This window comes from Blautia sp. BIOML-A1, assembly GCF_009883055.1.
Taxonomy (GTDB): Bacteria; Bacillota; Clostridia; order Lachnospirales; family Lachnospiraceae; genus Blautia_A.
Map to the genome: position 1 here is coordinate 123,032 of NZ_WWVR01000011.1, position 23,486 is coordinate 146,517.

Consider the following 23,486-nt stretch of genomic DNA (forward strand, 5'->3'; position numbering starts at 1 on the left):
TGACTTCATCAGAAGTCAGATCTTTTTTGGTCCGGCAGTACTGTTGCGTTCTATGATATCATAAGGGAATAATATCTTTACATGTTTTGAATGGCCGCCTTCGATGCGGTCGATCAGTATTTTGGCTGCCATCTGCCCCATTTCATCAAGAGGAATATGTGTAGTTGTTAATGAAGGAGTCAGGTACTGCGCGGTATCAATATCATCAATGCTGGCAACTGATACGTCTTCGGGAATGCGAAGACCATGTTCTTTGATTGCCTTCATTGCACCGATAGCGGTTATATCATCAGCACAGAAGAAAGCGGTTGCGTCACAGCCGTTGGCAAGAAGAGCACGGACGCCGTTATATCCTTCTTCTGTGGATTGAACAATATTCGTAACATATTCCGGATTAATGGAAATGCCGGCTTTTTCCAGAGCAGAGCAATATCCGATATAACGATTCTCGTTTTGCGATTCGCCGATGTAGGCGATCTTGTTATGTCCCTGTTCTATAAGACGAGAGACCACAGCATGACTGATCTCTGCACCATCGCATATGATCTGGTCATATTTTGCATCCAGATTATTCAATCCTGAGTAGACAACATACTGGAAATGTTTCTTCAGAAATTTCAGAAGATCCTTATCACAGCGTCCAAGAACAGCAATGCCGTCAATATCATTAGTGGCAATCAACTGTAAAGTAGAGGGATCATCAATATCAAAGGCAGAAAATGTATATTTCAAAATATAGTTGTGACGAAATGCTTCCTGTTCAATGCTTTTGGCGAGCGTAGAGAAAAAATAATCAGATGCACCATCCGGAACTCTTGCAAAAAGACAGGCAATAGAATGTAATTGTTTTGCAGGAGATGAGTCGGATGCTTCAGCAGTACCTTTTTTTGCATGTTTTGGAACATAATTGGTACGTTTTGCTATTTCCAGTATACGCTCCTTAACCTCTTTACTGACAGGACTGTTGGCATTTTGGTTGATCACACGTGAAACTGTTGAAATCGATACACCTGCTTCTGCTGCAATTTCTTTCAGTGTCATGGGAGAACTCCTTTCCTGTTGCGGGATTTGTGACGGCACAGGAGTGCCGTTTTGTTACATTATTTTACTGAAATCAGTATAACTGATTTGTATGCAAAAAAACAGATATAATATAGGAAATATAAAGAAATATAGAGCAAACGTTTGCTGATAAACAGAATGATTTTTTTATGGTACATGATAAGATAAAATCAGAGATTAAAATATATTGGAAATGGGGGAAGCAAAATGAAAGAAGAACCAAAAAGTAAAGGATATGTACTGCGAAAGTTGTTTTTTGCATGTTTGTATCTTAGTACATTTACTTTTGGCGGCGGTTATGTGATCGTTACTTTGCTAAAAGAAAAATTCGTAGATCAATATCATTGGATTGAAGAAGATGAAATGCTGGATCTGGTTGCAATTGCTCAGTCTTCACCGGGAGCAATCGCAGTAAACGGAGCTATCATTGTCGGATATAAGCTTGCAGGAATACCTGGAATGCTGGTATCTGTTATAGGGGCAATCATCCCTCCGATGGTAATTTTATCAGTTATTTCTGTATTTTATGATGCATTTTGTTCTAATTATTACATTGCGGCATTATTAAAAGGCATGACTGCAGGGGTTGGAGCTGTTATTATGTCTGTAGTGTATGATATGGGAAAAAATGTTGTAAAATCAAAAGACTGGATTAATGTAGTAATTATGATCATTAGTTTTTGTCTCAGTTATTTCCTGAATATTAATATCATCTATATAATACTCTCAGTTGCCGCATTTGGAATGGTACGGACAATAGTAAAAGGAGGCAGGGAAAAATGATATATATTCAGCTCTTTTTAAGTTTTCTTCAGGTTGGAGCATTGAGTTTTGGTGGGGGATACGCCGCAATGCCGTTGATACAGGAACAGGTGGTGAATTTACATGGATGGCTTTCCATGAGCGAATTTACAAACCTGATTACGATTGCTGAAATGACACCGGGACCGATCGCCGTAAATTCAGCAACTTTTGTGGGAATGCAGATATCTGGTATTTTGGGTGCTGTAATTGCCACACTGGGATGTATTCTTCCATCCTGCATTATTGTAACCCTGCTTGCATATGTCTATATGAAATATCGGAATATGTCATTACTTCAGGGTACATTGTCATCACTTCGTCCGGCAGTTGTGGCCATGATCGCCAAAGCCGGAGTGACGATTCTGATTTCAGCATTTTTCCTGGACGGAACAGTCAATCTTATCCGCCAGAATGTATGTGCACAGATGATCGTATTCTTTGTGATCGCGATGGTACTGCTTCGTAAATTTAAATTGAATCCTATACTGGCAATGGTTCTGTGTGGTGTGGCAAATGTGATTCTGAGTGCTGTGCAGAGAGCATAGCCGCAGGAATGCCGGGGCATTTTGTAATGTCAAGACAAAAGCAAACGTTTGAGTAATCTTAAATTGCAAATACATAAAAAAATGATTATTATAGGCTCAAACAAAATAATAGCAATGACCAACAACGAGGTTGAAAAGATTAAATTCTTTTTGACCTCTTTTTTTTCTTTCTATCTTGTAAAAATACACAAAAAACAAAGGGATAAATTATACAAAATATATAGACAACGTTTTCATTAATTGTGCTTTTGTTTTTGCGTCAATATGTTAAGATAAGACTACAAAGTAAAAAGTGAATAAAACACATTCATGAAAAACAAAAAGTTTATTGTAAAATGCACAATAGACAACAGAAAGGAAAGCGGAATATGTCACAAAATGTATTAGTGGTACATGGTGGTGGACCTACAGCAGTCATTAATGCATCCCTTTATGGTGTGATTGAAGAAGCGAAACGAAATCCGGAGGTTGGAAAGGTTTACGGTGCTATTGGAGGAACCGGAGCAATTTTTTCAGAAACTTTCATTGATTTAACTTCGTTTAATGATGAAAAATTAAAGCTTCTTTTGCATACACCTGCTTCGGCAATTGGCTCTTCAAGATATCCTTTGTATGAAAAAGATTATGAAAAGATGGTGGATATCTTTAAGAAGCATGATATTAAATATGTCCTTCTGAATGGTGGAAACGGAACCATGGATGCATGCGGTCATATTTATGAAGTCTGTAAGGATCAGGATATCAAAGTGGTGGGAATTCCAAAGACTATTGACAATGATATCGCGATGACAGACCACTCGCCGGGATATGGAAGTGCAGCAAGATTCATTGCAGCTTCTACCCAGGAGGTTGGCGAAGATGTAAAATCTCTTCCTATCCATGTATGTATTATGGAAGCCATGGGAAGAAATGCCGGATGGATCACAGCAGCGTCTGCACTGGCAAGAAGAAAACAGGGAGATGCTCCTCATCTGATCTATCTGCCGGAACGAAATTTCAACGAAGATGAGTTCCTTGAAGATGTGGCAGCACTTCAGAAAAAACAAGGCGGAGTGGTAGTTCTGGTAAGTGAAGGACTTCATGATAAAAATGGAGAATCTATCGTTCCTCCGATCTTCAAATCAGAAAGAGCTGTCTACTATGGAGATGTAAGTTCTCATCTGGCGAACCTGGTAGTCAAGAAACTTGGAATTAAGGCAAGAAGTGAGAAACCTGGTCTTTGCGGAAGAGCTTCTGTAGCACTTCAGTCGTCAGTGGACAGAGAAGAGGCAAGACAGGCAGGTGCAGCTGCATTAAAAAGTGCAGTAGAAGGACACAGCGGAGTAATGGTTGGATTTGAAAGAGTTCCGGGAACTGTGTACCAGATGAAAACCAAACTTGTTCCTATCAAAGAGGTTATGCTTTATGAGAGAAAGATGCCTGACAGTTTCATAAATGAAAGAGGTAATGATGTGACACAGGAATTTGTAGACTGGTGTCGTCCGCTGATCGGAGAGCCGCTTCCGGAATTCCTGAATTTCAAGGATTACCTTTAAAAACGAAATAAAAATGAATATGTTCCATTGAAAGGAGAGTAACTATGGACAAAAAGAAAAAAGGAGCACTGCAGTCTATCCCGGGATGGACATGGGTACTGATTTCCCTTGCAGTAGCTGTTCTGTTATGGTTTGCATTATCTATCAACCCGAAGACAGCACGAAGCTTCCCATTTATCCCGGCAATTCTTGAGGCGGCCAAAAAAATGGTCGATAACGGTGCACTTGCACAGGACTTCTGCAGTTCTATGATTTCAATTCTGGCTGGTTTTGCACTTGGATTTGTGACAGCAGTTCCGGTCGCATTCCTGATGGCATGGTATTTACCGGTAAGAGGAATCCTGGAACCATGGATCCAGTTTATTCGTAACATCCCGCCTCTTGCTTATGTACCGCTGGTTGTTATCACAGCAGGTGTCGGAAGAAAACCACAGATCATCGTTATCTGGATTGCAACATTCCTGATTATGACAGTTACAATCTATCAGGGTGTAAGAAACATTGATAACACACTTGTAAAAGCAGCCAAAGTTCTTGGTGCAAAAGACAGAGATATCTTTGTTAAAGTAATTTTCCCGGCTACAACACCTTTTATTTTAACTGCCGTACGTCTTGGTATTTCTGTTGCGCTGACAACACTGATCGCAGCAGAAACAACAGGAGCAACTGCTGGTCTGGGAATGAGAATCCGTTCTCTGGCAAACAGTTTTGAGACAGCAGGTATGCTGATGTACATCATCATCATCGGTATCATTGGTCTGGTTATGGAAAAAATCATTAAATACTTAGAAAGAAGGGTAACAGGATGGCAGGAGAAGAGAGATTGACAAAACTTAAGATTGATAACGTTAAAAAGGTTTATCAGACCCGTAATGGTGAGATGACTGCATTAAACGGAGTAAATCTTGATATTAAAGAAAATGAGTTTATCTGTGTGGTAGGACCTTCTGGATGTGGTAAATCTACATTACTGAACATTATTGCCGGTCTGGATACCCCAACCAGTGGAGCTGTTTATATTGATGGCAAGAAAATTGAAGGAACCGGTACAGAGAGAGGCGTTGTATTCCAGCAGTATGCACTGTTCCCATGGCTGACAGTTCTGAAGAATGTTATGTTTGGACTGAAGTTGCAGGGAAAAAGCGATGCAGAAGCAAAAGAGATAGCAATGAAATATATCAAGATGGTACAGCTTGAAGATTTCGTAAATCATTATCCGAAGGAACTTTCCGGTGGTATGAAACAGCGTGTTGCTATTGCAAGAGCCTATGCAGTAAAACCTGAAGTTCTTCTTATGGATGAACCGTTTGGTGCGCTGGATGCCCAGACAAGAACTCAGCTTCAGACAGAACTTCTGAAAACCTGGGAAAGTGAAAGAAAAACATGCTTCTTTATCACACATGATGTTGATGAGGCTATTATTCTGGCTCAGAAAGTTATCGTTATGAGTGCAAGACCGGGACGTATTAAAGAAATCGTAGATATTGATATTCCGTATCCGCGTGATCAGGAAACAAAAATGAGCCCAAGATTTATGGAGCTTAAGAATCATATCTGGAGTCAGGTATATCAGGAATATCTGGAAGTAAGAAAATAATAAATTTTGACCGTTTTCAATCCGGAACGGTTCGGAATAAACGTAATCACTAAATACTACCCAAAAAAGAAAGGAAGTAAGAAAATGAAGAAAACATGGAAGAAGTTAGCAGCAATAGCAGTAACCGCATCTATGGCAATCTGTGGCGGAGTAATGAGCGTAAGTGCAGCAGCGGAAGAAACACCGGAAAAAGTAACGGTAAACGTAGCTTACATGCCTGACTATGCGAGCTTAAATGGTCTGATCTCAGCAGTTGAGCTTGGATATTTTGAAGATGAGAACATTGATGTGCAGCTTACAGAATTCGCAGATGGCCCGACAATCATTCAGGCTATGGAGTCCGGCTCTATCGATGTTGGTTATATCGGACAGGGTGCTCACAAACTCTGCATCAATGGTAAAGCAGATATCTTTGCACTTGCACACGTATCCAACGGTGATGCTGTGATCGGAAGCAAAGAAAAAGGAACAGATACAATTGAAGGCTTAAAAGGAAAAACAATCGCATATTCTTCAGGAACATCCAGTGAAGATATCCTGAAAAAGACCCTTGCAAAAGGTGATATGACAATGGACGATATCACAGCAATGGATATGGATGCAACAAACATTGTAACAGCGATGCTTTCCGGAAGTGTTGATGCCTGCGCAACATGGGTACCGAACTCTCTGAAGGTTCTTCAGGAACTTGGCGATGATGGTGTACAGCTGACAGATAACAAGACATTTATTGATCAGACTGTATCTCTTGCAAGCTGGATCGCAATGCCGAAATATGCAGAAGAAAACCATGACGTACTCGTAAGATTTGCAAAAGCTCTTTACAAAGGATTTGACTATCGTGCAGATCACAGCCATGATGACGAAGTTTGCGGATGGATCGCTGACAAGATCAAACTTGACAAACAGACTCTTCTTGATCAGGTAAATGTAGCTGACTGGACAACAAGTGAATTCGTAAGAAACAATATGGATGATATCAAAGGCTACTATGAACTGCAGCAGAAAACATTCATTGAAAGCGGTGACTGTGAAGAAACACCAGTTGACGATTATGTTCTCTTCGATGTAATGGAAGAAGCATGTGCTGAATAATTAATATAACCTTCAGATTACACAGGCAGTAATGTCTGTGTAATCTTTAAAAAGAATATACACACGTGTGTACACAGGGAGGAAGAAATGAAAAACACATGGAAAAAATTAGCGGTAATGGTAGTGACCGCATCTATGGTAATCTGTGGCGGAGCAATGAGTGTAAGTGCAGCAGCAGAAACACCGGAAAAAGTAACGGTAAATGTAGCTTATATGCCGGATTATTCAAGCTTGAATGGTCTGATCTCAGCAGTTGAACTGGGTTACTTTGAAGATGAAAATATTGATGTAGAACTTACAGAATTTGCAGATGGCCCTACTGTTATTCAGGCTATGGAGTCCGGCTCTATTGATATTGGATATATCGGACAGGGCGCTCATAAACTCTGCATCAATGGCAGAGCAGATATCTTTGCACTTGCACACGTATCCAACAGTGATGGTGTGATCGGAAGCAAAGAAAAAGGAACAGATACGATCGAAGGCCTGAAAGGTAAAAAAATTGCATATTCTTCAGGAACATCCAGTGAAGATATCCTGAAAAAGACCCTTGCCAAGGGTGGTATGACAATGGATGATATTACGGCTATTGATATGGATGCAACTAATATTGTAACAGCAATGATTTCAGGAAGTGTTGATGCCTGTGCAACATGGGTACCAAACTCTTTGAAGGTTCTTCAGGAAGTGGATGATGCTATACAGCTGACAGACAACAAAACATTCCGTGCAGATACAGTATCTCTTGACAGCTGGATCGTAATGAAAAAATATTCAGAGGAAAATCGAGACCTGCTTGTAAGATTTGCAAGAGCTCTTTACAAGGGATTTGACTATCGAGCAGACCACAGTCATGACGATGAAGTCTGCGGATGGATCGCAGATAAGATCAAACTTGACAAACAGACTCTTCTTGAGCAGGTAAATGTAGCTGACTGGACAACAAGTGACTTTATAAGAAATCATCTGGATGAAGTTAAAGGATATTATGAACTGCAGCAGAAATCTTTCGTTGAAAGTGGTGACTGTGAAGAGACTCCGGTTGAGGATTATGTTCTCCTGGATGTAATGAAAGAAGCCTGCGCTGAATAACTAATATGGCTGTTTGATTACACAGGCAGTAATGTCTGTGTAATCTTTAAAAAGGCATTCTTGAATCGTGTGTATGCTGAAAAAGGAAAGTACCGGGAAAGGAACAAAACAGTGTATAACGGACGACAGAAAGTAACGAGAAAAGATGTGGCGAGGGAAGCCGGGGTATCAGAAACGATCGTTTCCTATGTGCTTAACAAAAACCGTTATGTAAAAGAAGAGAAAAGACAGCGCGTTCTTGAGGCTGTGGAAAAACTTCAGTATCAGCCTAATAATATAGCAAGGGCACTTCATGGAAAAGGCAGCCGGCAGATTCTTTTTATAGCAGAAGAACTGAGTAGTGGTTATTTTCCTGAACTGGTAAGCCAGATGAGCCGCGACGTTTACAAGCAGGGATATATGATCTCTCTTTGCGAAAGCAGAGGGGAGGAAGAATTTGTAAGTCAGATTTTAAGCAGACAGTTCGATGGTTTATTTGTCAGTGCATCGGGGGTGACGGACAGGGAACTGAAGCTTCTGGCGAAGTCGGGAGTTCCGATGGTGGTATTTTTGAACCGGGAAATAGAAAGCGACTTTCAGAATACTGTTTTGGTGGACACAGGACTTTATGAAGGGAGCAGGGAGTGCGTAAAACATCTTGTAAAAAACGGATGCAGGAATCTGATTTATCTGGATAAAACAGGAAGGCCCTGTGACAGGGATATCCATCTGAAGGGATTTCTGGATCAGATAAAAGAATCAGGTCTTGTTTTTGAACCGGAACAGAGAATTTCCGGGTGCGAAGATATAAAAGAACTGGAGGAGAGACTTCAGTTGATGCTGGAAAAAAATCCTTCAGTTGATGCAATAGTAGCAAGATATGATGAGCTGGCTGCAGTGGCACTTTCGGTGGCGCGAAGAATAGGAAGAAAAGTTCCGGATGATCTGGTGGTGACAGGCTTTGATAATGATTTTATAAGTAATTATGTAAGTCCGGCCCTTACTACAGTGGAGATTCGGAAAGAGGAAGTGGCAAAATCTGCAATGGAAGCACTTCTTGCGCTGATCCGAAATGAAAAAACGGATAAAAACATAAGTATTACAGCCAGACTGATCATTCGGGACAGTACAAAACAATAAATAGAACCTGCCGGGAGCAGGAGAAAGAAGTGAAAATATGTTAGTTACAAGTAAGGAAATGCTGGAAAAGGCACGCAGAGAACATTATGCAGTACCGGCAATGAATACACAGGGTGGAAACTATGATATTATCTGGGCAATCTGCAGAGCAGCGGAAGAAATGCATTCACCTGCAATTCTGGCTCATTATGTGGCTACCGGAGCGTATTCAGGAGATGACTGGTTTGTGGAAGTATGCAAATGGTGTGCAAACAAAGTAAGTGTACCGATCGCAATCCATCTGGATCATGGTGATAGTTTTGATATCTGTATGAAATCATTAAAGAACGGTTTTACTTCCCTGATGATCGACGGCTCCACAAAACCGATCGAAGAAAATGCCAGACTTACAAATGAAGTGATCAAAGTAGCAAAATGTTTCAATGTTCCGGTAGAAGCAGAGATTGGAGAACTTTTAAGATTAGATGAAGCCGGTGCTCAGATGGAGAACAAAAATGTGGCAAATCCGGAACAGGTTCGTCAGTTCCTGGATCTGTGCCAGCCAGATTCTCTGGCTATCGGAATCGGAAATGCACATGGATATTATAAAGGTGAGCCGGATATCAAGCTGGAAGTTCTGGAAGAGGTAGGAAAATTTACAGATGTTCCATTTGTTCTTCACGGATGTACGGGTATGAGAGAAGACATCATCAAAGAAGCTATTAAACTTGGTGTTGCGAAAATTAATTTTGGTACAGAGATCCGTTATAAATATGTAGAACATTATGAAGAAGCATTAAAGACAAATCATCAGGGCCATTCCTGGAAACTTTCACAGATGGCAAATGATGCACTGACAGAAGATATCAAAAAGATTATTCGTCTTGCAGGCTCAGAAGGAAAAGCCTGAGATTAATAACAGTAAGGATAATAAATTTTGGAGGATATATAAAAATGAAAAAAAACAGTGAACTGACTTATAAAGAAATGTATCAGCAGCCAGCTTCTTTCCAGGCTGTAAATGATACCCTGGAGGATATTTTCAAAACTCTGGACAAGGTATTTTTTGGTGAAAAAAAATATGATGAACTGATCTTCACAGGATGTGGAACATCTCTTTACCTGGCACAGGCTTCTGCAGCAGCATTTTCTACATATACAGGAATTCCATCTAAAGGTGTTCCGTGCTCAGAACTGTATTATTTCCCGGAAACTTATGTAAAAGAAGGCAGAAACGTACTGATTCTTCCAATTACCAGAAAAAGCTATACCACAGAAGTAAGAATGGCTATTGATAAAGTTCGTACCTATCCTCAGGTTACTACTTTAGCTATCACCTGTGATAAAGACAGTGAAAAATATAATGACTATTACATCCTTTCACCGGATACAGCGGAAGACAGTGTTATTATGACGCGTTCCTTCACAAGTATGTTATATATGGCTGTTATCATGGCTATGTATGTAGGTGGCAAGAAGGATGAGATTGCTGCAATGAAAGATTATGCTCCATATGCTGAGAAGGTTCTGAAAGAAATGGATGAGCTGTCTGCAAAACTTATGAATGAGCATAAAAATCTGAATCTCTATATTATTCTTGGACAGGGTATTTATTATGGTGTTGCCAATGAGTGCATGAATAAGATGAAAGAAATGGGACTCAGCAATTCTGAGGGATACTATGATCTGGAATACCGTCACGGACCAATGAGTCTTGTGGATGAAAATACGTTGATCGTATGCCTGAGCAACAAAGCCTGCAGAGATGGTGACAAGGCACTTATGGAACAGATGAAGAGCTATGGTGCGACAGTTGCAGTCCTTGGAGGAGAACTGGGTGATACTTTTGATCAGATTGCTGATTATGTATACTCTATGGATAAAGGCTGGAATGATATGCAGTACAGTGCGATCATCGGATTTATCGGACAGCTGCTGGGATATTATATTGCAGAGAGCAAAAATCTGGATGCAGATTCCCCGAGACATCTGACCCAGGCTATTGTATTAAAATAAATTACAAAAAGGATCCCCGTCAGGAATTTCCTGGCGGGGATCCTTTTTGCATTATTGCGGAATCAGATCAGCGAAAGTTTTTCGTTTCCGGCTGAGTTTTCCACAGCTGTCTCTCTTGGCAATATAGAATGGCAGTGTGATACGCATAGGAAGACGATGGCCTCCATTAATGCGGTCGATAAGGGTTCTGGCTGTCACTCGTCCAAGTTCTTCCAGCGGAATGTGGATCGTGGTCAACATAGGAGAAAGATACTGAGCGGTCTCAATATCATCTACACTGATAACAGAAATATCTTCAGGTATTCTGAGATTCTGCTCTTTTAATGCGTGGATGACGCCGATTGCAGTGGTATCATTTGCACAGAAAATTGCGGAAATATCAGCTTTATTGTGCATCAGAATATTGGCACCCTTATAGCCGCCATCGGCAGAAAGATGGACGTTTGCAGTATTTTTCTGCAAAAACGGAAGTCCAAGCTTGGTCAATGCTTCCTTGTAGCCGCTGAAACGTACTTCGTTATTCTGCTCACCTATGTATCCAATCTTTGTGTGTCCAAGCTCTACGAGATAGGAAAGGGCATTATAGGAAATATCACTTCCATCGCATACCACCTGGTCATACTGATCTCCTATCGGGTTCAGACCGGTATAGATCACGTTTTTGTAATTCTGAGTAAAAAAGCGCAGAAGCTGCTTCTCATATCGACCAAGGATCACAATACCGTCTACCGGAAACTGAGAGAGCTGTCTGGCTATGTCCGGATTGGCAATATCCATGGCTGTAAATGAGTGACGGATAAAATAGTTGCTTTTGAAAGCTTCCTGTTCGATCGCTTTTGCAATCTGGGAAAAGAACGGATCAGAAACGGCTGAATTGCTTCTTGCATAAATGCAGGCAATGGATTTTGGGGTTATGTTCTGGATCTGAGCTTTCTGTCCCAATTTCAGGCTTCGGGCTGTGGCATTGGGAGTATAACCGCTTTTGCGTACAATTTCCCAGATGCGTTCCTGAACTTCAGGACTTGCCGCCTTTGTGTTTTTCTGGTTTATTACTCTGGAAACCGTAGAAACAGAGACGTTTGCCTGTCTGGCAATTTCTTTTAATGTCATAATGACCTCCACGTTTTTAATCTCTGACAAGATTAGAGTACCGGTAAGCATCCAGGAATTTACAGGTCCGCGAAAACTTCTGAATGGATACCGGCATTTATTTATGATTGTATAGATAATTATACAATAAGTCAGAAAAAAAACAATAAAAGTAAGCCGAAAAAACAATAAAAGTACGTTAAAAATCAACGAAACAAGGAAAACGTTTGCGTGTTTTTTCAGAGAAGTTGCTTGTAAATTCTTGATAAAAAGAATAAAAACTAATATAATTTTTATAAGCTAAGAAACGAAAGAAGATGAAGTGGAGGGACTTAAATTATGGGAAAAACTTTATATCTGGAGTGTTATTCCGGGATCAGTGGTGATATGACAGTTGCAGCACTTCTTGATCTGGGAGCAGATCAGGCAGTTCTGGACAGTGCACTGAAAAGCCTTCCGGTATCAGGCTTTCAGACAAAAATCAGCAGGGTCGTAAAAGGTGGTATTGATGCCTGTGATTTTGATGTCATGCTGGATAAAAAACATGAAAACCATGATCATGATATGGAATATCTTCACGGACATCATCATGAAAATACAGAGGCAGACACCCATCACCATACACATGAGAATGGTACAGATGAGATGCATATGCATTCTCATACACAGGAACACACACATGCTCATGACACAGAATCTGCACATGGACATCATCATCATGAGCATCGGGGGCTGAAAGAAATCGCACATATGATAGAGCACAGTGATATGACAGAGAATGCAAAAAAGACTGCACTGAGAATCTTTGGAATTCTTGCAGCGGCAGAAGGTAAAGCTCATAATGTACCGGCAGATCAGGTTCATTTTCATGAAGTTGGAGCGGTTGATTCTATTGTAGATATCGTGTCAGCTGCGGTTTGTCTGGATAATCTGGAAATTACAGATGTCATTGTTCCGGTCCTTCATGAGGGCTGTGGTACTGTCCGGTGTCAGCATGGAATCCTTCCGGTACCTGTTCCGGCAGTTGTGAATGTGGTAAATGAAAATCATCTGAATATGAAAATAACAGATGTTGAGGGTGAACTTGTAACACCTACAGGAGCAGCTATTGCGGCAGCAATAAAAACAAAAGACCAGCTTCCGAAGGAATTTGTGATCCAGAAAACCGGGGTTGGTGCCGGAAAACGTCAGTATGAATGCCCCGGAATCCTTAGGGCAATGTTTATTTCATAGAGTATATATGGTCATTGTATAGGAACTGTATAGTAATCAAACGTTTGTGTACTTTCAGATCAAATTTGCATTGTATTTGTTGATTAAAAAAAAGATATCAACTATAATTGAATTAACAATAAATGCAGCGAAATAAAGAAGAAATGAAAGGAAGGAAAGCGATATGGGACATAGTTATTATAACTATACGAAGGAAGAACTGGTGGGAAATGATCCGAAACTTCCGGTCATTGTTATGGAGGATAATGCAGCGGTATTTCACTCTATGGCAGTTGAAATGGTGGACGAGATTAAGATGCATAATGCAAAGGGAGAGAAGACAGTATTTATCTGTCCGGTAGGCCCTGTAGGACAGTATCCGTATTTTGTGGATATGGTTAATGAGCAGAATATCAGTTTGAAAGATGTGTGGTTTATCAATATGGATGAATATCTGGACGATGAAAAACAGTGGGTTTCCAAAGATCATCCGTTGAGTTTCAGAGGATTTATGCAGCGTACGGTTTATGATAAAATCCGTCCGGAACTGGTAATGCCGGAAGATCACAGAGTATTTCCTGATCCGATTCATCCGGAATATGTTCCTGAACTGATCGAAAAACTGGGTGGCGTTGATATCTGTTTTGGCGGAATAGGAATTAATGGACATGTGGCATTTAATGAGGCAGACCCGTCACTTACAAATGAAGAATTTCTTGCACAGAAAACCCGTGTGCTGGAGATTACGAAGGAGACAAGAACAGCGAATGCGATCGGTGATTTTAACGGAGCACTGGAAGATATGCCTCATTACTGTGTGACTATTGGAATCTATGAGATTTCTCATGCAAGGAAGATCCGTCTGGGATGCTTCAGAAACTGGCACAGAGCAGTTGTGAGAAGAACCGCATATGGAGAGGCAACTTCTGATTTCCCTGTTTCTCTTCTCACATCACATCCGGATATTAATCTGAAGATCACAGAATTTGTTGCAGCACTTGACTGAGAAGCACAGTAGCGGATAACAGAAAGAAGGAAAAATATGAGCGTTCGGATCATAAATGGAAAGGTATATAAGAATGGAACTTTTTCAGAAGAAGAACTTGTTCTGAAAGAGGGAAAGATTATTTCTGCCGAAGATGGGAACGTGGATGAAATCTATGATGCAAAAGGAAATTATGTAGTGCCGGGTTTTATAGATGTGCATACTCATGGTGGCGCCGGAGTAGATGTAAATGCGGCAGACCAGCAGGGCTTTGAAAAGATCGGACATTTTTTTGCAACACAGGGAACTACATCATGGCTCTCATCTATATTGACGGACTCAAAAGAGCAGACCTTAAAGACTATAAAGGAAGCGGTGAAGCATCAGGAAGCACAGAAGGACGGACATGAAAACTGTGCAGATCTTCTTGGAATCCATCTGGAAGGACCGTTTCTTTCACCAGAGTATAAAGGGGCTATGCCGGAGCATTTACTGATCTCTCCCGACCTGGAACTTCTGAAGGAATATCAGGAGGCAGCAGGTGGAAATATTCGTTATATCACGGTTTCACCGGAAGTAAAAGGTGTACCGGAAGCAATTAAAGGAATGATCGATCTTGGCATGAAGGTTGCAATCGGACATTCGGGTGCAGATTATGAAACTGCATGGAAATGTATCAATGAGGGTGCTGTGGCAGCTACACATACTTTTAATGCAATGAAACTTCTGCATCAGCATTTTCCGGCCATTATGGGAGCTGTTCTGGAATCAGATATTTACTGTGAGGCCATCTGTGACGGACGACATCTGCATCCTGGAACGGTTCGTTTCCTGCTGAAGATGAAAGGGCTGGATAAAGTAATTGCTATAACAGATTCTATTATGGCAGCCGGACTTCCGGATGGAGAATACATGCTGGGGGTTAATCCGGTTGTTGTAAAGGATGGAGATGCAAAACTGAAATATGGAGATTCCAGAGCCGGAAGCACACTGACAACAGGATGTGCCCTTAAGAATCTGATTAAATTTACAGGAAGATCTCTGGAAGAGATATTGCCGCTTCTTACCTGCAACCCGGCCAGAATGCTGGGTGTATATGACAGGATCGGAAGCCTTGATGCAGGCAAAGATGCGGATGTAGTAATTTTGGATAAAGAGTATTCTGTCGTTAATACATTTGTAAAAGGTAAAAAAATAGAAGTATAAGGAGAATAGATTATGCCGTTAATACCATTAAGACCATTACTGGAAACTGTAGATAAATATCATTTTGCTCAGGGTGCATTTAATGTGAATGCAGTAGCTCAGGCAAAAGCAGCGATTGAAGTTCATGAAATGTTCCGTTCCGCAGCAATCCTTCAGGGAGCAGACCTTGCAAATGGATTTATGGGTGGAAGAACAGACTTCCAGAATGCTACTCTGGAAGACAAAAAAATCGGTGCAAAGAATATTGCAGATGCTGTTAAGAAATATGCAGAAAATTCACCGATTCCGGTTGTTCTTCATCTGGATCACGGTAAGAACTTTGATTCCTGTAAAGCAGCGATCGAAGGCGGATATACATCTGTTATGATCGATGGATCCAGTCTTCCGTTTGATGAAAATGTGGAGCTGACCCGCGAAGTTGTTAAGTATGCACATGAAAGAGGCGTTTCTGTAGAAGGTGAACTTGGTGTTCTGGCTGGTGTTGAGGATCATGTGTTCTCAGCTACTTCTACATATACCAATCCTTTAAAAGCAGTTGAATTCTTTAAGAAAACAGGTGTCGATGCACTGGCTATCTCTTATGGAACCATGCATGGTGCTTCCAAAGGAAAGAATGTTAAGTTAAGAAAAGAAATTGCGATTGCTATTAAAGAATGTATGATGCATGAGGGCATCTTTGGTGTACTGGTATCTCATGGATCATCAACTGTACCGAGATATATCGTAGATGAGATCAATGCACTGGGCGGAAATATCCAGAATGCTTATGGAATTTCCATTGAGGAACTGAAAGCTGCAATTCCATGTGGTATTGGCAAGATCAATGTAGATACCGATATTCGTCTTGCAGTTACAAGAAATATGAAAGAATTCTTTGCAAATCATCCGGAGAAGAGAGAAAGCCAGTCTATCGGTGAAGTATATCGTCTTCTGGAAGCAAAGAAAGAGCAGTTTGATCCACGTGCATTCCTGACACCTATTATGGATACAGTTATGTATGGAATTGTTCCGGATGAAGATGTTGCCGCTCTTATGGCTGTTGTTGAGAAGGGGGTAAAAGAAGCCATCGGTACTCTGATCGTAGAGTTTGGTTCTTATGGAAAAGCGCCGCTGGTAGAAATGGCAAGTCTGGAAGAGATGGCAGAGCGCTATCGTAAAGGACTTTGATCTATATACTGATCTGTTAATATTGTTAAGAGAAAGGTAAGAATCTTATGAAACATATTTATCTGAATTTAAAAAGATTTGATGTTCCAGTGGAATTCGGAGGCGTAAACCGTCTTGCTCCAGTTGCTGACTGGGCATCCTGTATTGTAAAGAATACGCAGGAAGAATTAAAAAAATATGATCCTTCAGAAGTGGAATTTGGCATGTATTTTCCGGAGGTGCATCTTCTGAATGCGGCTGCAGCCAAAACAGAAGGAAGCCCTGTTCAGATCGGATGTCAGAGTGTGTTCAGAGCAGACACCGCAGTTGGCGGAAACTTTGGTGCGTTTACCTCAAACAGACCGGCTTCTGCTATGGTGGCTGCAGGATGTGAGACTACGATCATCGGACACTGCGAAGAAAGAAATGATAAGGCAGGAATTCTTGCAGAAGCAGGCGTTACAGATACAGATGCTGTAAATCGTCTTCTGAACCAGGAAATCAAATGTGCGATTGCACGAGGAATGAAGGTTCTTTACTGTATCGGTGAAAAGAGCGAAGAGCAGGAGCAGTGGCAGGAAGTACTTGGAAGACAGCTTGAGATCGGACTTAAAGATGTAGATACCTCAAAGGTTGTTATCGCATATGAACCAATTTGGTCTATTGGACCTGGAAAAACACCAGCCGGCAAAGAATACATTACCAAGATTGCAAAATTTGTAAAAGAAAAGACAAATGGCATGGACATTGTATATGGCGGCGGCCTAAAACAGGATAATGCAGAAATGCTTGCTTCTATTGATGAAATCGATGGTGGACTGATCGCTCTGACAAGATTCCAGGGTGAGATTGGATACTATCCGGAAGAGTATCTTGAAATTATCCGTCTTTATATGGGAAAGTAAATAACAAAACTAAATATAATGAAGGGAGATTTACTATGAAACTTGATTTTGAGTATGGACAGGGAACCATGGCAGCAGAACTGCCGGATAATACTGATATTTTTATCCCGGGAGAAACAGTAAAGGATCCGGCTTGTATTCCGGAAGATCAGCTGGAGGCTGCTTATCTGGAAAGTCTGGCGCATCCGATTGGAATGCCTACTTTAACAGAACTGGCAGGACCTGGCAAAACAGTTACCTTTATTGTTCCGGACCGTGTAAAGGGTGGAGAACAGGCTACCAGTCACAGAAAATTAAGTATTAAATATATTTTAAGAGAATTATATGCTGCCGGTGTTGAGAAGAAAGATATTATGTTCATTATTTCCAACGGACTGCACCCGAGAAGCAAAGAATCTGATGCCAAAGCAATCTTTGGAGAGGAATTATTCAATGAATTCTGGCATACAGGACAGATCATCAGCCATGACAGCGAAGATCAGGAACATATGGTATATCTTGGAACCACTCACAGAGGTGATCCGGTATACATGAATAAATATGTATTTGACTGTGATATTCCGATTCTGATCGGTCATGTACAGGGAAATCCTTATGGCGGATATTCAGGTGGATACAAACACAGTGCAACAGGTATTACAAACTGGAGATGCATTGCAAGCCATCATGTACCGTCTGTTATGCACAGAGATGATTTTACACCGGTTAACGGCGGAAGCCTTATGCGTAATAAATTTGATGAGATCAGTATGCATATGGAAGAAAAGATGGGACATCCTTTCTTCTGCTGTGATGCAGTGCTGGATACACAGTCCAGACAGATTGCAATTTATTCCGGCTATGCAAAAGAAATGATGCCGATCAGCTGGAAGCTTGCAGACAAGAGAACTTACGTACACTGGGCAGAAAAAAAATATGATGTTCTTGTATTTGGTATGCCGCAGAAATTCCACTATGGTGATGGAATGGGAACCAACCCGATTATGATGATGCAGGCTCTGAGTGCTCAGGTACTTCGATTCAAGAGAGTCATGAGCGATAACTGTGTGATCATCTGTGCATCTACATGTAATGGATATTTCCATGATGAGCGCTGGCCATATTTAAGAGAATTATATGACCTGTTCCAGCACGATCATATGAATACCCTGCCGGATATGAATCGTCTTGGAGAGTATTTTGCAACAAATGAAGAATATATCCGTAAATATCGTTTTACAAATGCATTCCATCCATTCCATGGCTTCTCTATGATGTCCTGCGGACACATTGCAGAAATGAACACCAGCGCAATTTATATTGTAGGTGCTGAAGAACCGGGATATGCAAGAGGAATGGGATTAAAAACAAGAGCTACATTTGAAGAAGCACTGGAAGATGCCAAGAAGAAATTTGTTGGTCAGGAACCAAACATTCTGGCACTGCCAATGACGTTCAAAAAAGCAGCTGTACATCTCTGTATGAAAGATCCTGCACAGGACTGCATGGATGAATACGGACATCGTCATCCTTGCTGCTGTTAATTTAAAACATCCCTGTCCAGAGTCATTTATATGTTTTGGACAGGGATGTTTTTTCTTAAAAAATAAAGGAGACTGGCTTATGAAGGAAAACACAGGTTTAAGAAAAACAACTTTGGCAGCATTGTTTCTTGCGATCGGACTGATTCTTCCGTTTATTACGATGCAGATACCGGCAGTTGGAAAAATGCTTTGTCCAATGCATATACCGGTATTGTTATGCGGTTATGTCTGCGGATGGCCATACGGACTGATCGTTGGGATCATCACACCTCTTTTGAGAGGAGTTTTGTTTGGGATGCCGGCAATTTTTCCAAATGCAGTATGCATGGCATTTGAACTTGCCACATATGGCTTTGTAGCAGGAATTTTATCGGAAAAAATGAACAGAGATATAAAATCACTGTATGTATCACTGATAACAGCAATGCTGTGTGGAAGAATCGTATGGGGACTGGCTTCGGCAGCAATTTATGCACTTACAGGCGGGATTTTTACCTGGAAACTGTTTCTGATGGGGGGATTTGTTAATGCTCTGCCTGGAATTATGATTCAGCTTATGCTGATCCCTGTGCTGGTAGAACGTCTGTATTGTATGGAAGGAACCTTAGAATGGAATTAAAGAGCCATTGCCGGGAAAGATTTGAGCCGGCAGTTGATGCCATCAGACAGCTTCTGGAAGAGAAGAAGGGTTCAGATGAACCGTTGCTGGCTGCGATTGACGGAAGATGCGGAAGTGGAAAAACCACACTGGGGGAATATCTGAAACAGATTTTTGACTGCAATCTGTTTCGGATGGATGATTTTTTTCTGCGGATGGAACAGAGGACTCCGGAGCGCTTAAGAGAGGTCGGAGGAAATGTAGATTATGAACGGTTTGAGGAGACGGTCTTAAGACCGCTTCTTCAGAAAGAGCAGGTATGCTATCAGCCATTCAGCTGTCAGAAATGGGGACTGCTAAAAGCATATCCAATCCCCTATAAGAGACTGAATATAATAGAGGGTTCCTACAGTATGCATCCATACTTTAAGAACCCTTATCATGTCCGTATCTTTATGAATATTTCTCCTGAAGATCAGATTGCCAATATAAAAAGACGTAATGGTCTTGAAAAAGCAAAACAATTTCAGAATATATGGATTCCAAAAGAGGAAGCCTATTTTGAAAAATTCCATGTAATGGAGGGTGCGATCCAGATCATGTGGAATCTGAAAACGGAAGAATAGAGGCTATTCTATCAGGGAAATCTCCAGGTGATAGGTTGCTTCTTTTCCTGCCTCCAGTGCAATAATGCCATACTTGTGAGCAAAAACATCATCATCCTGATGGAAGATGGCAGAACCGTTCCAGGGCTCCAGACAGAGAAATGGAGCCTTTCCTCCGGCAGGTGTCCAAATTGCGAGAGATTCAAAATCAGGGTAATACACGGACACACCTTTCTCTGTAACTGTATTTAAGAAAGAAACGCGATGTGAGTTTGTCTTTTCAAAGAAAACAGCATCCTGATCAAACATTGGAATTGTGAGCGGAAGGGTATTGCCTTCTGCTTTTTGCTGTACCTTGTGTTTAAAATTAAATTCCAGATTCTTAATGTCATATTCGTAGGAGATAAAATTTTCTTCTTTTTCAAATCTCAGAATACAATTTTCAATAGTTTCCCCAGGATTGACCGGGCACATAAAACCAGGATGTGCACCAATGTGGTAGTACATAGTTTCAGAATCCTTGTTTGTGACTCTATAATCCATAGACAGAGTGCTGCCATTCAGATGATAAGCCAAACGAAGTTCAAAATGATAAGGATAGTGTTTTTGTGTCTCTTCATTTGCTTTCAGCAGAAAAGTGATGGAATTCTCGGTTTGTTCTGTTACTTCAAATTCAGATTCCTTGCAAAAACCATGCTTGGGCATCTGATATATATGATCTTTGATAACAGTTTCTCCGTTTCGGACATTTCCCACAGCAGGAAAAAGAAGCGGAGAAGAGCGGAGCCAGTAGGTCGGATCAGAGTTCCATATATACTCTTTTCCCTCTGGGCTGGAATAGGAATTTAACTCGGCACCAAGTGTGTTTACAAGTACGTGATAATCATTGGATTGTAATTTAATCTGCATAATAAACCCCCTTACAATAAATAAAAGATATATAGTAATTGCCGTATCTTAAGCGTACCATAAAAACGCTGTAATGGAAGTAAAAGTTGGACAATCGTTTGTCGGCTGTTATCAGAAAAAATCATCCGGTTCCGAATCGGTGATGGCTTTGTTACCCGTATGTTGCGGGATATTATCTGTGAACAGTTTACAGTATTTTGGAGAATGTGTATAATAAAAGAATAGGAAACACAGGAAAACGGTAATAATATAAATACAGTAGAAAGCGGAAGGAAAACAGGCAGGATGAACGAAAACTTTTTGCATGCTCTTCTTGGCAGTATTTCAGTGTCCGGATATGAAGAACCGGTACAGGATATTGTAGAAGAAGAGATGAAAGACTATGTGGATGAGATCCGCCGGGATGAAATGCAGAATCTGGTCTGCGTTTTGAATCCGGACAGTGATGTGAAGATCATGCTTTCGGCACATGCAGATGAAATCGGTCTTATGATATCCAATATCAGAGAAGACGGAAGGCTGCAGGTGATCGACAGAGGCGGAATTGTTCCGGCAACTTATCCGGGGCAGCAGGTAAGGATCCGGACTTCCAATGGTGAAGTTTACGGTGTGGTTGAGGCATATCGAAATCTGTTTAAAGAAGAGAAACTTGAGACTAGACATTTCCTGATCGATATCGGAGCAAAAGACAGGGAGGATGCACTGAAATATGTAAATCTCGGAGATCCGATCGTTCGGGATACACACATCCGTAAGCTCGCGAACGGGAAATTTACGGCCCGTGCTCTTGACGACAGACTTGGTGTTTACATCATCATGGAAGCAATGAAGAGGGCAAAAGAACGAGGATGTAAGGCAGGTGTTTACGGTGCTTCAACAACAGGAGAAGAAACAACGAAGACGGGGGCTTACTGGACAAGCACACGGATCAATCCGACAATGGCAATCGTTGTCGATGTGACTTATGCAAGTGATTACAATGGAATGGATCCGGCTGAAACGGGAACTGTTCTTCTGGGAGAAGGTCCGGTTCTGTGTAACAGTCCTATTGTAGTAAAAGCCTTGAATGCAAAAATGGAAGAATGTGCAAAAGAAGCCGGAATTCCGGTTCAGAGAGAAGCTGCAAGCAGACTTACTTACACAGACGGTGATAAAATTCATTTTTCCAACCAGGGAATACCGATGGTACTGGTATCCATTCCATTGCGTTATATGCATATGCCAGCGGAAGTGGCCGATGAAAAAGATGTGGAAGGCTGCATAGAATTGATTGCAGAATTCCTTGTAAAGTGTGTATAATAGGTGTGGAAACCAGTAAAAAGTGTAACAATAGAAACGTAGAAAGGAGTATTTTTATGGCAAAAATCTTAATCAGCCCTTCCAAATATGTTCAGGGATCAGGAGAAATGAAAAACATCGGCAAATATGCCGCAGCAGCAGGAAAAAAAGCACTGGTTCTGATCAGCCAGGGTGGTTATAAGAGAATCGGCAAAATGATCGAAGATAGTTTTGCTGAAAATAACTGTGAACTTGTTTTTGATTATTTCAATGGTGAATGCAGCACCAATGAAATCGACAGACTGCTGAAAGTAGTTAAAGACAACGGCTGTGATCTTACAATTGGTATTGGCGGCGGCAAGATTTTTGATACAGGGAAAGCTGTTGCGCATTATGCCGGAACACAGGTGTTCATCTGTCCGACGATCGCGTCCACAGATGCTCCTTGCAGTGCTTTGTCTGTAATCTATACGGATGAGGGCGTTTTTGAAAAATATTTATTCCTTCCGGCTAATCCAAATCTTGTTATGATGGATACAGAGATCATTGCAAAATCTCCTGTCAGACTTACTGTAGCAGGTATGGGTGATGCGCTTGCAACTTATTTTGAGGCAAGAGCATGCCAGAGAAGTGAAGCAACTTCCTGCGCAGGCGGAAACACAACAGGTGCTGCTATGGCACTTGCAGAGCTTTGCTTTGATACCCTGATGGAAGAAGGCGTAAAGGCTAAAATTGCTTTGGAAGCAGGCGTATGTACTCCGGCAGTGGAAAAGATTATTGAGGCAAATACTCTGCTTTCCGGAATTGGATTTGAAAGTGCAGGACTTGCAGGAGCTCATGCAATCCACAATGGTCTGACAGTACTGGAAGAATGCCATCATATGTATCATGGTGAAAAGGTTGCATTTGGAACCCTGGCACAGCTGGTACTGGAAAATGTCCCACATGAAGAATTGGAAGAAATTATTATGTGGTGCATAGAAGTGGGACTTCCGGTCACACTTGAAGAACTTGGAGCAGGTAATGTAACAGATGAGCAGCTTATGGAAGTTGCAAAGGCTGCAAGTGCAGAAGGTGATACTCTCCAGAATATGCCATTCACAGTTACACCGGAGAGTGTATTTGCAGCGATCAAGGCAGCAGATGCATATGGCAGATATTATCTTGGAGAGGAATAAGCAGAGTA

General features: G+C 41.2%; 22 protein-coding genes and 1 pseudogene. 20 read left to right on the plus strand and 3 right to left on the minus strand.

Annotation, left to right across the window (positions count from 1 at the left end; translation table 11 throughout):
- Positions 1 to 15: 15 nt before the first annotated feature.
- Positions 16 to 1,041: a LacI family DNA-binding transcriptional regulator gene (locus tag GT674_RS07215; RefSeq protein WP_161285088.1), complete on the minus strand. Its 1,026-nt coding sequence runs from the start codon at positions 1,039 to 1,041 to the stop codon at positions 16 to 18.
- A 228-nt stretch (positions 1,042 to 1,269) separates the two neighbouring features.
- On the opposite strand from GT674_RS07215, the gene GT674_RS07220 reads away from it, so the two are divergent.
- From GT674_RS07220 to GT674_RS07265, 10 genes are all read left to right on the plus strand, one after another.
- On the plus strand, positions 1,270 to 1,845 hold the full coding sequence (locus GT674_RS07220; protein WP_161285089.1) for a chromate transporter: 576 nt from the start codon (positions 1,270 to 1,272) through the stop codon (positions 1,843 to 1,845).
- Positions 1,842 to 2,411 carry a chromate transporter gene (locus tag GT674_RS07225; RefSeq protein ID WP_161285090.1) on the plus strand — a complete coding sequence of 190 codons (570 nt, stop codon included), beginning with the start codon at positions 1,842 to 1,844 and terminating at the stop codon, positions 2,409 to 2,411. Before GT674_RS07220 ends, GT674_RS07225 begins: the two co-directional genes overlap by 4 nt.
- Before the next feature lie 368 nt (positions 2,412 to 2,779).
- A complete protein-coding gene (locus GT674_RS07230) occupies positions 2,780 to 3,946 on the plus strand; it encodes a 6-phosphofructokinase (RefSeq protein WP_161285091.1) in 1,167 nt (388 codons plus the stop codon).
- A 44-nt stretch (positions 3,947 to 3,990) separates the two neighbouring features.
- Positions 3,991 to 4,773 carry an ABC transporter permease gene (locus GT674_RS07235; RefSeq protein WP_161285092.1) on the plus strand — a complete coding sequence of 261 codons (783 nt, stop codon included), beginning with the start codon at positions 3,991 to 3,993 and terminating at the stop codon, positions 4,771 to 4,773.
- Entirely contained in the window at positions 4,752 to 5,543 is a 792-nt protein-coding gene (locus GT674_RS07240; RefSeq protein WP_161285093.1) for an ABC transporter ATP-binding protein, read from the plus strand. The genes GT674_RS07235 and GT674_RS07240 overlap by 22 nt, the downstream gene beginning before the upstream one ends.
- Before the next feature lie 84 nt (positions 5,544 to 5,627).
- Positions 5,628 to 6,638 (plus strand): ABC transporter substrate-binding protein, encoded by a 1,011-nt coding sequence (locus GT674_RS07245; protein WP_161285094.1) that lies wholly within the window; start codon positions 5,628 to 5,630, stop codon positions 6,636 to 6,638.
- A gap of 87 nt (positions 6,639 to 6,725) precedes the next feature.
- Entirely contained in the window at positions 6,726 to 7,730 is a 1,005-nt protein-coding gene (locus tag GT674_RS07250; protein ID WP_161285095.1) for an ABC transporter substrate-binding protein, read from the plus strand.
- Between the two features lie 111 nt (positions 7,731 to 7,841).
- The gene (locus GT674_RS07255; protein WP_161285096.1) at positions 7,842 to 8,849 is read left to right on the plus strand and encodes a LacI family DNA-binding transcriptional regulator; all 1,008 of its coding nucleotides are present in this window, start codon (positions 7,842 to 7,844) and stop codon (positions 8,847 to 8,849) included.
- 37 nt (positions 8,850 to 8,886) lie between these two features.
- The gene (locus tag GT674_RS07260) at positions 8,887 to 9,738 is read left to right on the plus strand and encodes a class II fructose-bisphosphate aldolase (RefSeq protein ID WP_161285097.1); all 852 of its coding nucleotides are present in this window, start codon (positions 8,887 to 8,889) and stop codon (positions 9,736 to 9,738) included.
- A 44-nt stretch (positions 9,739 to 9,782) separates the two neighbouring features.
- The gene (locus tag GT674_RS07265; protein WP_161285098.1) at positions 9,783 to 10,844 is read left to right on the plus strand and encodes an SIS domain-containing protein; all 1,062 of its coding nucleotides are present in this window, start codon (positions 9,783 to 9,785) and stop codon (positions 10,842 to 10,844) included.
- 51 nt (positions 10,845 to 10,895) lie between these two features.
- On the opposite strand, the gene GT674_RS07270 is transcribed toward GT674_RS07265, so the two are convergent.
- The gene (locus GT674_RS07270) at positions 10,896 to 11,954 is read right to left on the minus strand and encodes a LacI family DNA-binding transcriptional regulator (protein ID WP_161285099.1); all 1,059 of its coding nucleotides are present in this window, start codon (positions 11,952 to 11,954) and stop codon (positions 10,896 to 10,898) included.
- 318 nt (positions 11,955 to 12,272) lie between these two features.
- On the opposite strand from GT674_RS07270, the pseudogene GT674_RS07275 reads away from it, so the two are divergent.
- From GT674_RS07275 to GT674_RS07310, 8 genes and pseudogenes are all read left to right on the plus strand, one after another.
- Positions 12,273 to 13,160: pseudogene (locus tag GT674_RS07275) on the plus strand (LarC family nickel insertion protein); the annotation flags it as partial.
- Positions 13,161 to 13,329: 169 nt separating this feature from the next.
- The gene (locus GT674_RS07280) at positions 13,330 to 14,151 is read left to right on the plus strand and encodes a glucosamine-6-phosphate isomerase (RefSeq protein ID WP_161285101.1); all 822 of its coding nucleotides are present in this window, start codon (positions 13,330 to 13,332) and stop codon (positions 14,149 to 14,151) included.
- A 36-nt stretch (positions 14,152 to 14,187) separates the two neighbouring features.
- Positions 14,188 to 15,336: an N-acetylglucosamine-6-phosphate deacetylase gene (gene nagA, locus GT674_RS07285; protein ID WP_161285102.1), complete on the plus strand. Its 1,149-nt coding sequence runs from the start codon at positions 14,188 to 14,190 to the stop codon at positions 15,334 to 15,336.
- A 12-nt stretch (positions 15,337 to 15,348) separates the two neighbouring features.
- Positions 15,349 to 16,503, plus strand: a complete 1,155-nt coding sequence (locus GT674_RS07290) for a class II fructose-bisphosphate aldolase (RefSeq protein WP_161285103.1) — start codon at positions 15,349 to 15,351, stop codon at positions 16,501 to 16,503.
- A gap of 47 nt (positions 16,504 to 16,550) precedes the next feature.
- The gene (locus GT674_RS07295) at positions 16,551 to 17,387 is read left to right on the plus strand and encodes a triose-phosphate isomerase family protein (RefSeq protein WP_161285104.1); all 837 of its coding nucleotides are present in this window, start codon (positions 16,551 to 16,553) and stop codon (positions 17,385 to 17,387) included.
- A 35-nt stretch (positions 17,388 to 17,422) separates the two neighbouring features.
- Positions 17,423 to 18,910: a lactate racemase domain-containing protein gene (locus GT674_RS07300; protein ID WP_161285105.1), complete on the plus strand. Its 1,488-nt coding sequence runs from the start codon at positions 17,423 to 17,425 to the stop codon at positions 18,908 to 18,910.
- Between the two features lie 79 nt (positions 18,911 to 18,989).
- The gene (locus tag GT674_RS07305; protein WP_161285106.1) at positions 18,990 to 19,529 is read left to right on the plus strand and encodes an ECF transporter S component; all 540 of its coding nucleotides are present in this window, start codon (positions 18,990 to 18,992) and stop codon (positions 19,527 to 19,529) included.
- Positions 19,520 to 20,134 (plus strand): hypothetical protein, encoded by a 615-nt coding sequence (locus GT674_RS07310; protein WP_161285107.1) that lies wholly within the window; start codon positions 19,520 to 19,522, stop codon positions 20,132 to 20,134. The genes GT674_RS07305 and GT674_RS07310 overlap by 10 nt, the downstream gene beginning before the upstream one ends.
- 3 nt (positions 20,135 to 20,137) lie before the next feature.
- On the opposite strand, the gene GT674_RS07315 is transcribed toward GT674_RS07310, so the two are convergent.
- Positions 20,138 to 21,022 (minus strand): aldose 1-epimerase family protein, encoded by an 885-nt coding sequence (locus tag GT674_RS07315; protein ID WP_161285108.1) that lies wholly within the window; start codon positions 21,020 to 21,022, stop codon positions 20,138 to 20,140.
- Between the two features lie 285 nt (positions 21,023 to 21,307).
- On the opposite strand from GT674_RS07315, the gene GT674_RS07320 reads away from it, so the two are divergent.
- Complete coding sequence (locus GT674_RS07320; RefSeq protein ID WP_161285109.1) at positions 21,308 to 22,321, plus strand: M20/M25/M40 family metallo-hydrolase; 1,014 nt, start codon at positions 21,308 to 21,310, stop codon at positions 22,319 to 22,321.
- 56 nt (positions 22,322 to 22,377) lie between these two features.
- The gene (locus GT674_RS07325; protein WP_161285110.1) at positions 22,378 to 23,478 is read left to right on the plus strand and encodes a glycerol dehydrogenase; all 1,101 of its coding nucleotides are present in this window, start codon (positions 22,378 to 22,380) and stop codon (positions 23,476 to 23,478) included.
- The last annotated feature ends 8 nt before the right edge of the window (positions 23,479 to 23,486 follow it).

What these genes read in the sequence shown, in the direction of transcription:
- GT674_RS07215 (WP_161285088.1), bottom strand. Translation starts at nt 1,041, where the DNA reads ATGACACTGAAAGAAATTGCAGCAGAAGCAGGTGTATCGATTTCAACA.
- GT674_RS07220 (WP_161285089.1), top strand. Translation starts at nt 1,270, where the DNA reads ATGAAAGAAGAACCAAAAAGTAAAGGATATGTACTGCGAAAGTTGTTT.
- GT674_RS07225 (WP_161285090.1), top strand. Translation starts at nt 1,842, where the DNA reads ATGATATATATTCAGCTCTTTTTAAGTTTTCTTCAGGTTGGAGCATTG.
- GT674_RS07230 (WP_161285091.1), top strand. Translation starts at nt 2,780, where the DNA reads ATGTCACAAAATGTATTAGTGGTACATGGTGGTGGACCTACAGCAGTC.
- GT674_RS07235 (WP_161285092.1), top strand. Translation starts at nt 3,991, where the DNA reads ATGGACAAAAAGAAAAAAGGAGCACTGCAGTCTATCCCGGGATGGACA.
- GT674_RS07240 (WP_161285093.1), top strand. Translation starts at nt 4,752, where the DNA reads ATGGCAGGAGAAGAGAGATTGACAAAACTTAAGATTGATAACGTTAAA.
- GT674_RS07245 (WP_161285094.1), top strand. Translation starts at nt 5,628, where the DNA reads ATGAAGAAAACATGGAAGAAGTTAGCAGCAATAGCAGTAACCGCATCT.
- GT674_RS07250 (WP_161285095.1), top strand. Translation starts at nt 6,726, where the DNA reads ATGAAAAACACATGGAAAAAATTAGCGGTAATGGTAGTGACCGCATCT.
- GT674_RS07260 (WP_161285097.1), top strand. Translation starts at nt 8,887, where the DNA reads ATGTTAGTTACAAGTAAGGAAATGCTGGAAAAGGCACGCAGAGAACAT.
- GT674_RS07265 (WP_161285098.1), top strand. Translation starts at nt 9,783, where the DNA reads ATGAAAAAAAACAGTGAACTGACTTATAAAGAAATGTATCAGCAGCCA.
- GT674_RS07270 (WP_161285099.1), bottom strand. Translation starts at nt 11,954, where the DNA reads ATGACATTAAAAGAAATTGCCAGACAGGCAAACGTCTCTGTTTCTACG.
- GT674_RS07280 (WP_161285101.1), top strand. Translation starts at nt 13,330, where the DNA reads ATGGGACATAGTTATTATAACTATACGAAGGAAGAACTGGTGGGAAAT.
- nagA (WP_161285102.1), top strand. Translation starts at nt 14,188, where the DNA reads ATGAGCGTTCGGATCATAAATGGAAAGGTATATAAGAATGGAACTTTT.
- GT674_RS07290 (WP_161285103.1), top strand. Translation starts at nt 15,349, where the DNA reads ATGCCGTTAATACCATTAAGACCATTACTGGAAACTGTAGATAAATAT.
- GT674_RS07295 (WP_161285104.1), top strand. Translation starts at nt 16,551, where the DNA reads ATGAAACATATTTATCTGAATTTAAAAAGATTTGATGTTCCAGTGGAA.
- GT674_RS07300 (WP_161285105.1), top strand. Translation starts at nt 17,423, where the DNA reads ATGAAACTTGATTTTGAGTATGGACAGGGAACCATGGCAGCAGAACTG.
- GT674_RS07305 (WP_161285106.1), top strand. Translation starts at nt 18,990, where the DNA reads ATGAAGGAAAACACAGGTTTAAGAAAAACAACTTTGGCAGCATTGTTT.
- GT674_RS07310 (WP_161285107.1), top strand. Translation starts at nt 19,520, where the DNA reads ATGGAATTAAAGAGCCATTGCCGGGAAAGATTTGAGCCGGCAGTTGAT.
- GT674_RS07315 (WP_161285108.1), bottom strand. Translation starts at nt 21,022, where the DNA reads ATGCAGATTAAATTACAATCCAATGATTATCACGTACTTGTAAACACA.
- GT674_RS07320 (WP_161285109.1), top strand. Translation starts at nt 21,308, where the DNA reads ATGAACGAAAACTTTTTGCATGCTCTTCTTGGCAGTATTTCAGTGTCC.
- GT674_RS07325 (WP_161285110.1), top strand. Translation starts at nt 22,378, where the DNA reads ATGGCAAAAATCTTAATCAGCCCTTCCAAATATGTTCAGGGATCAGGA.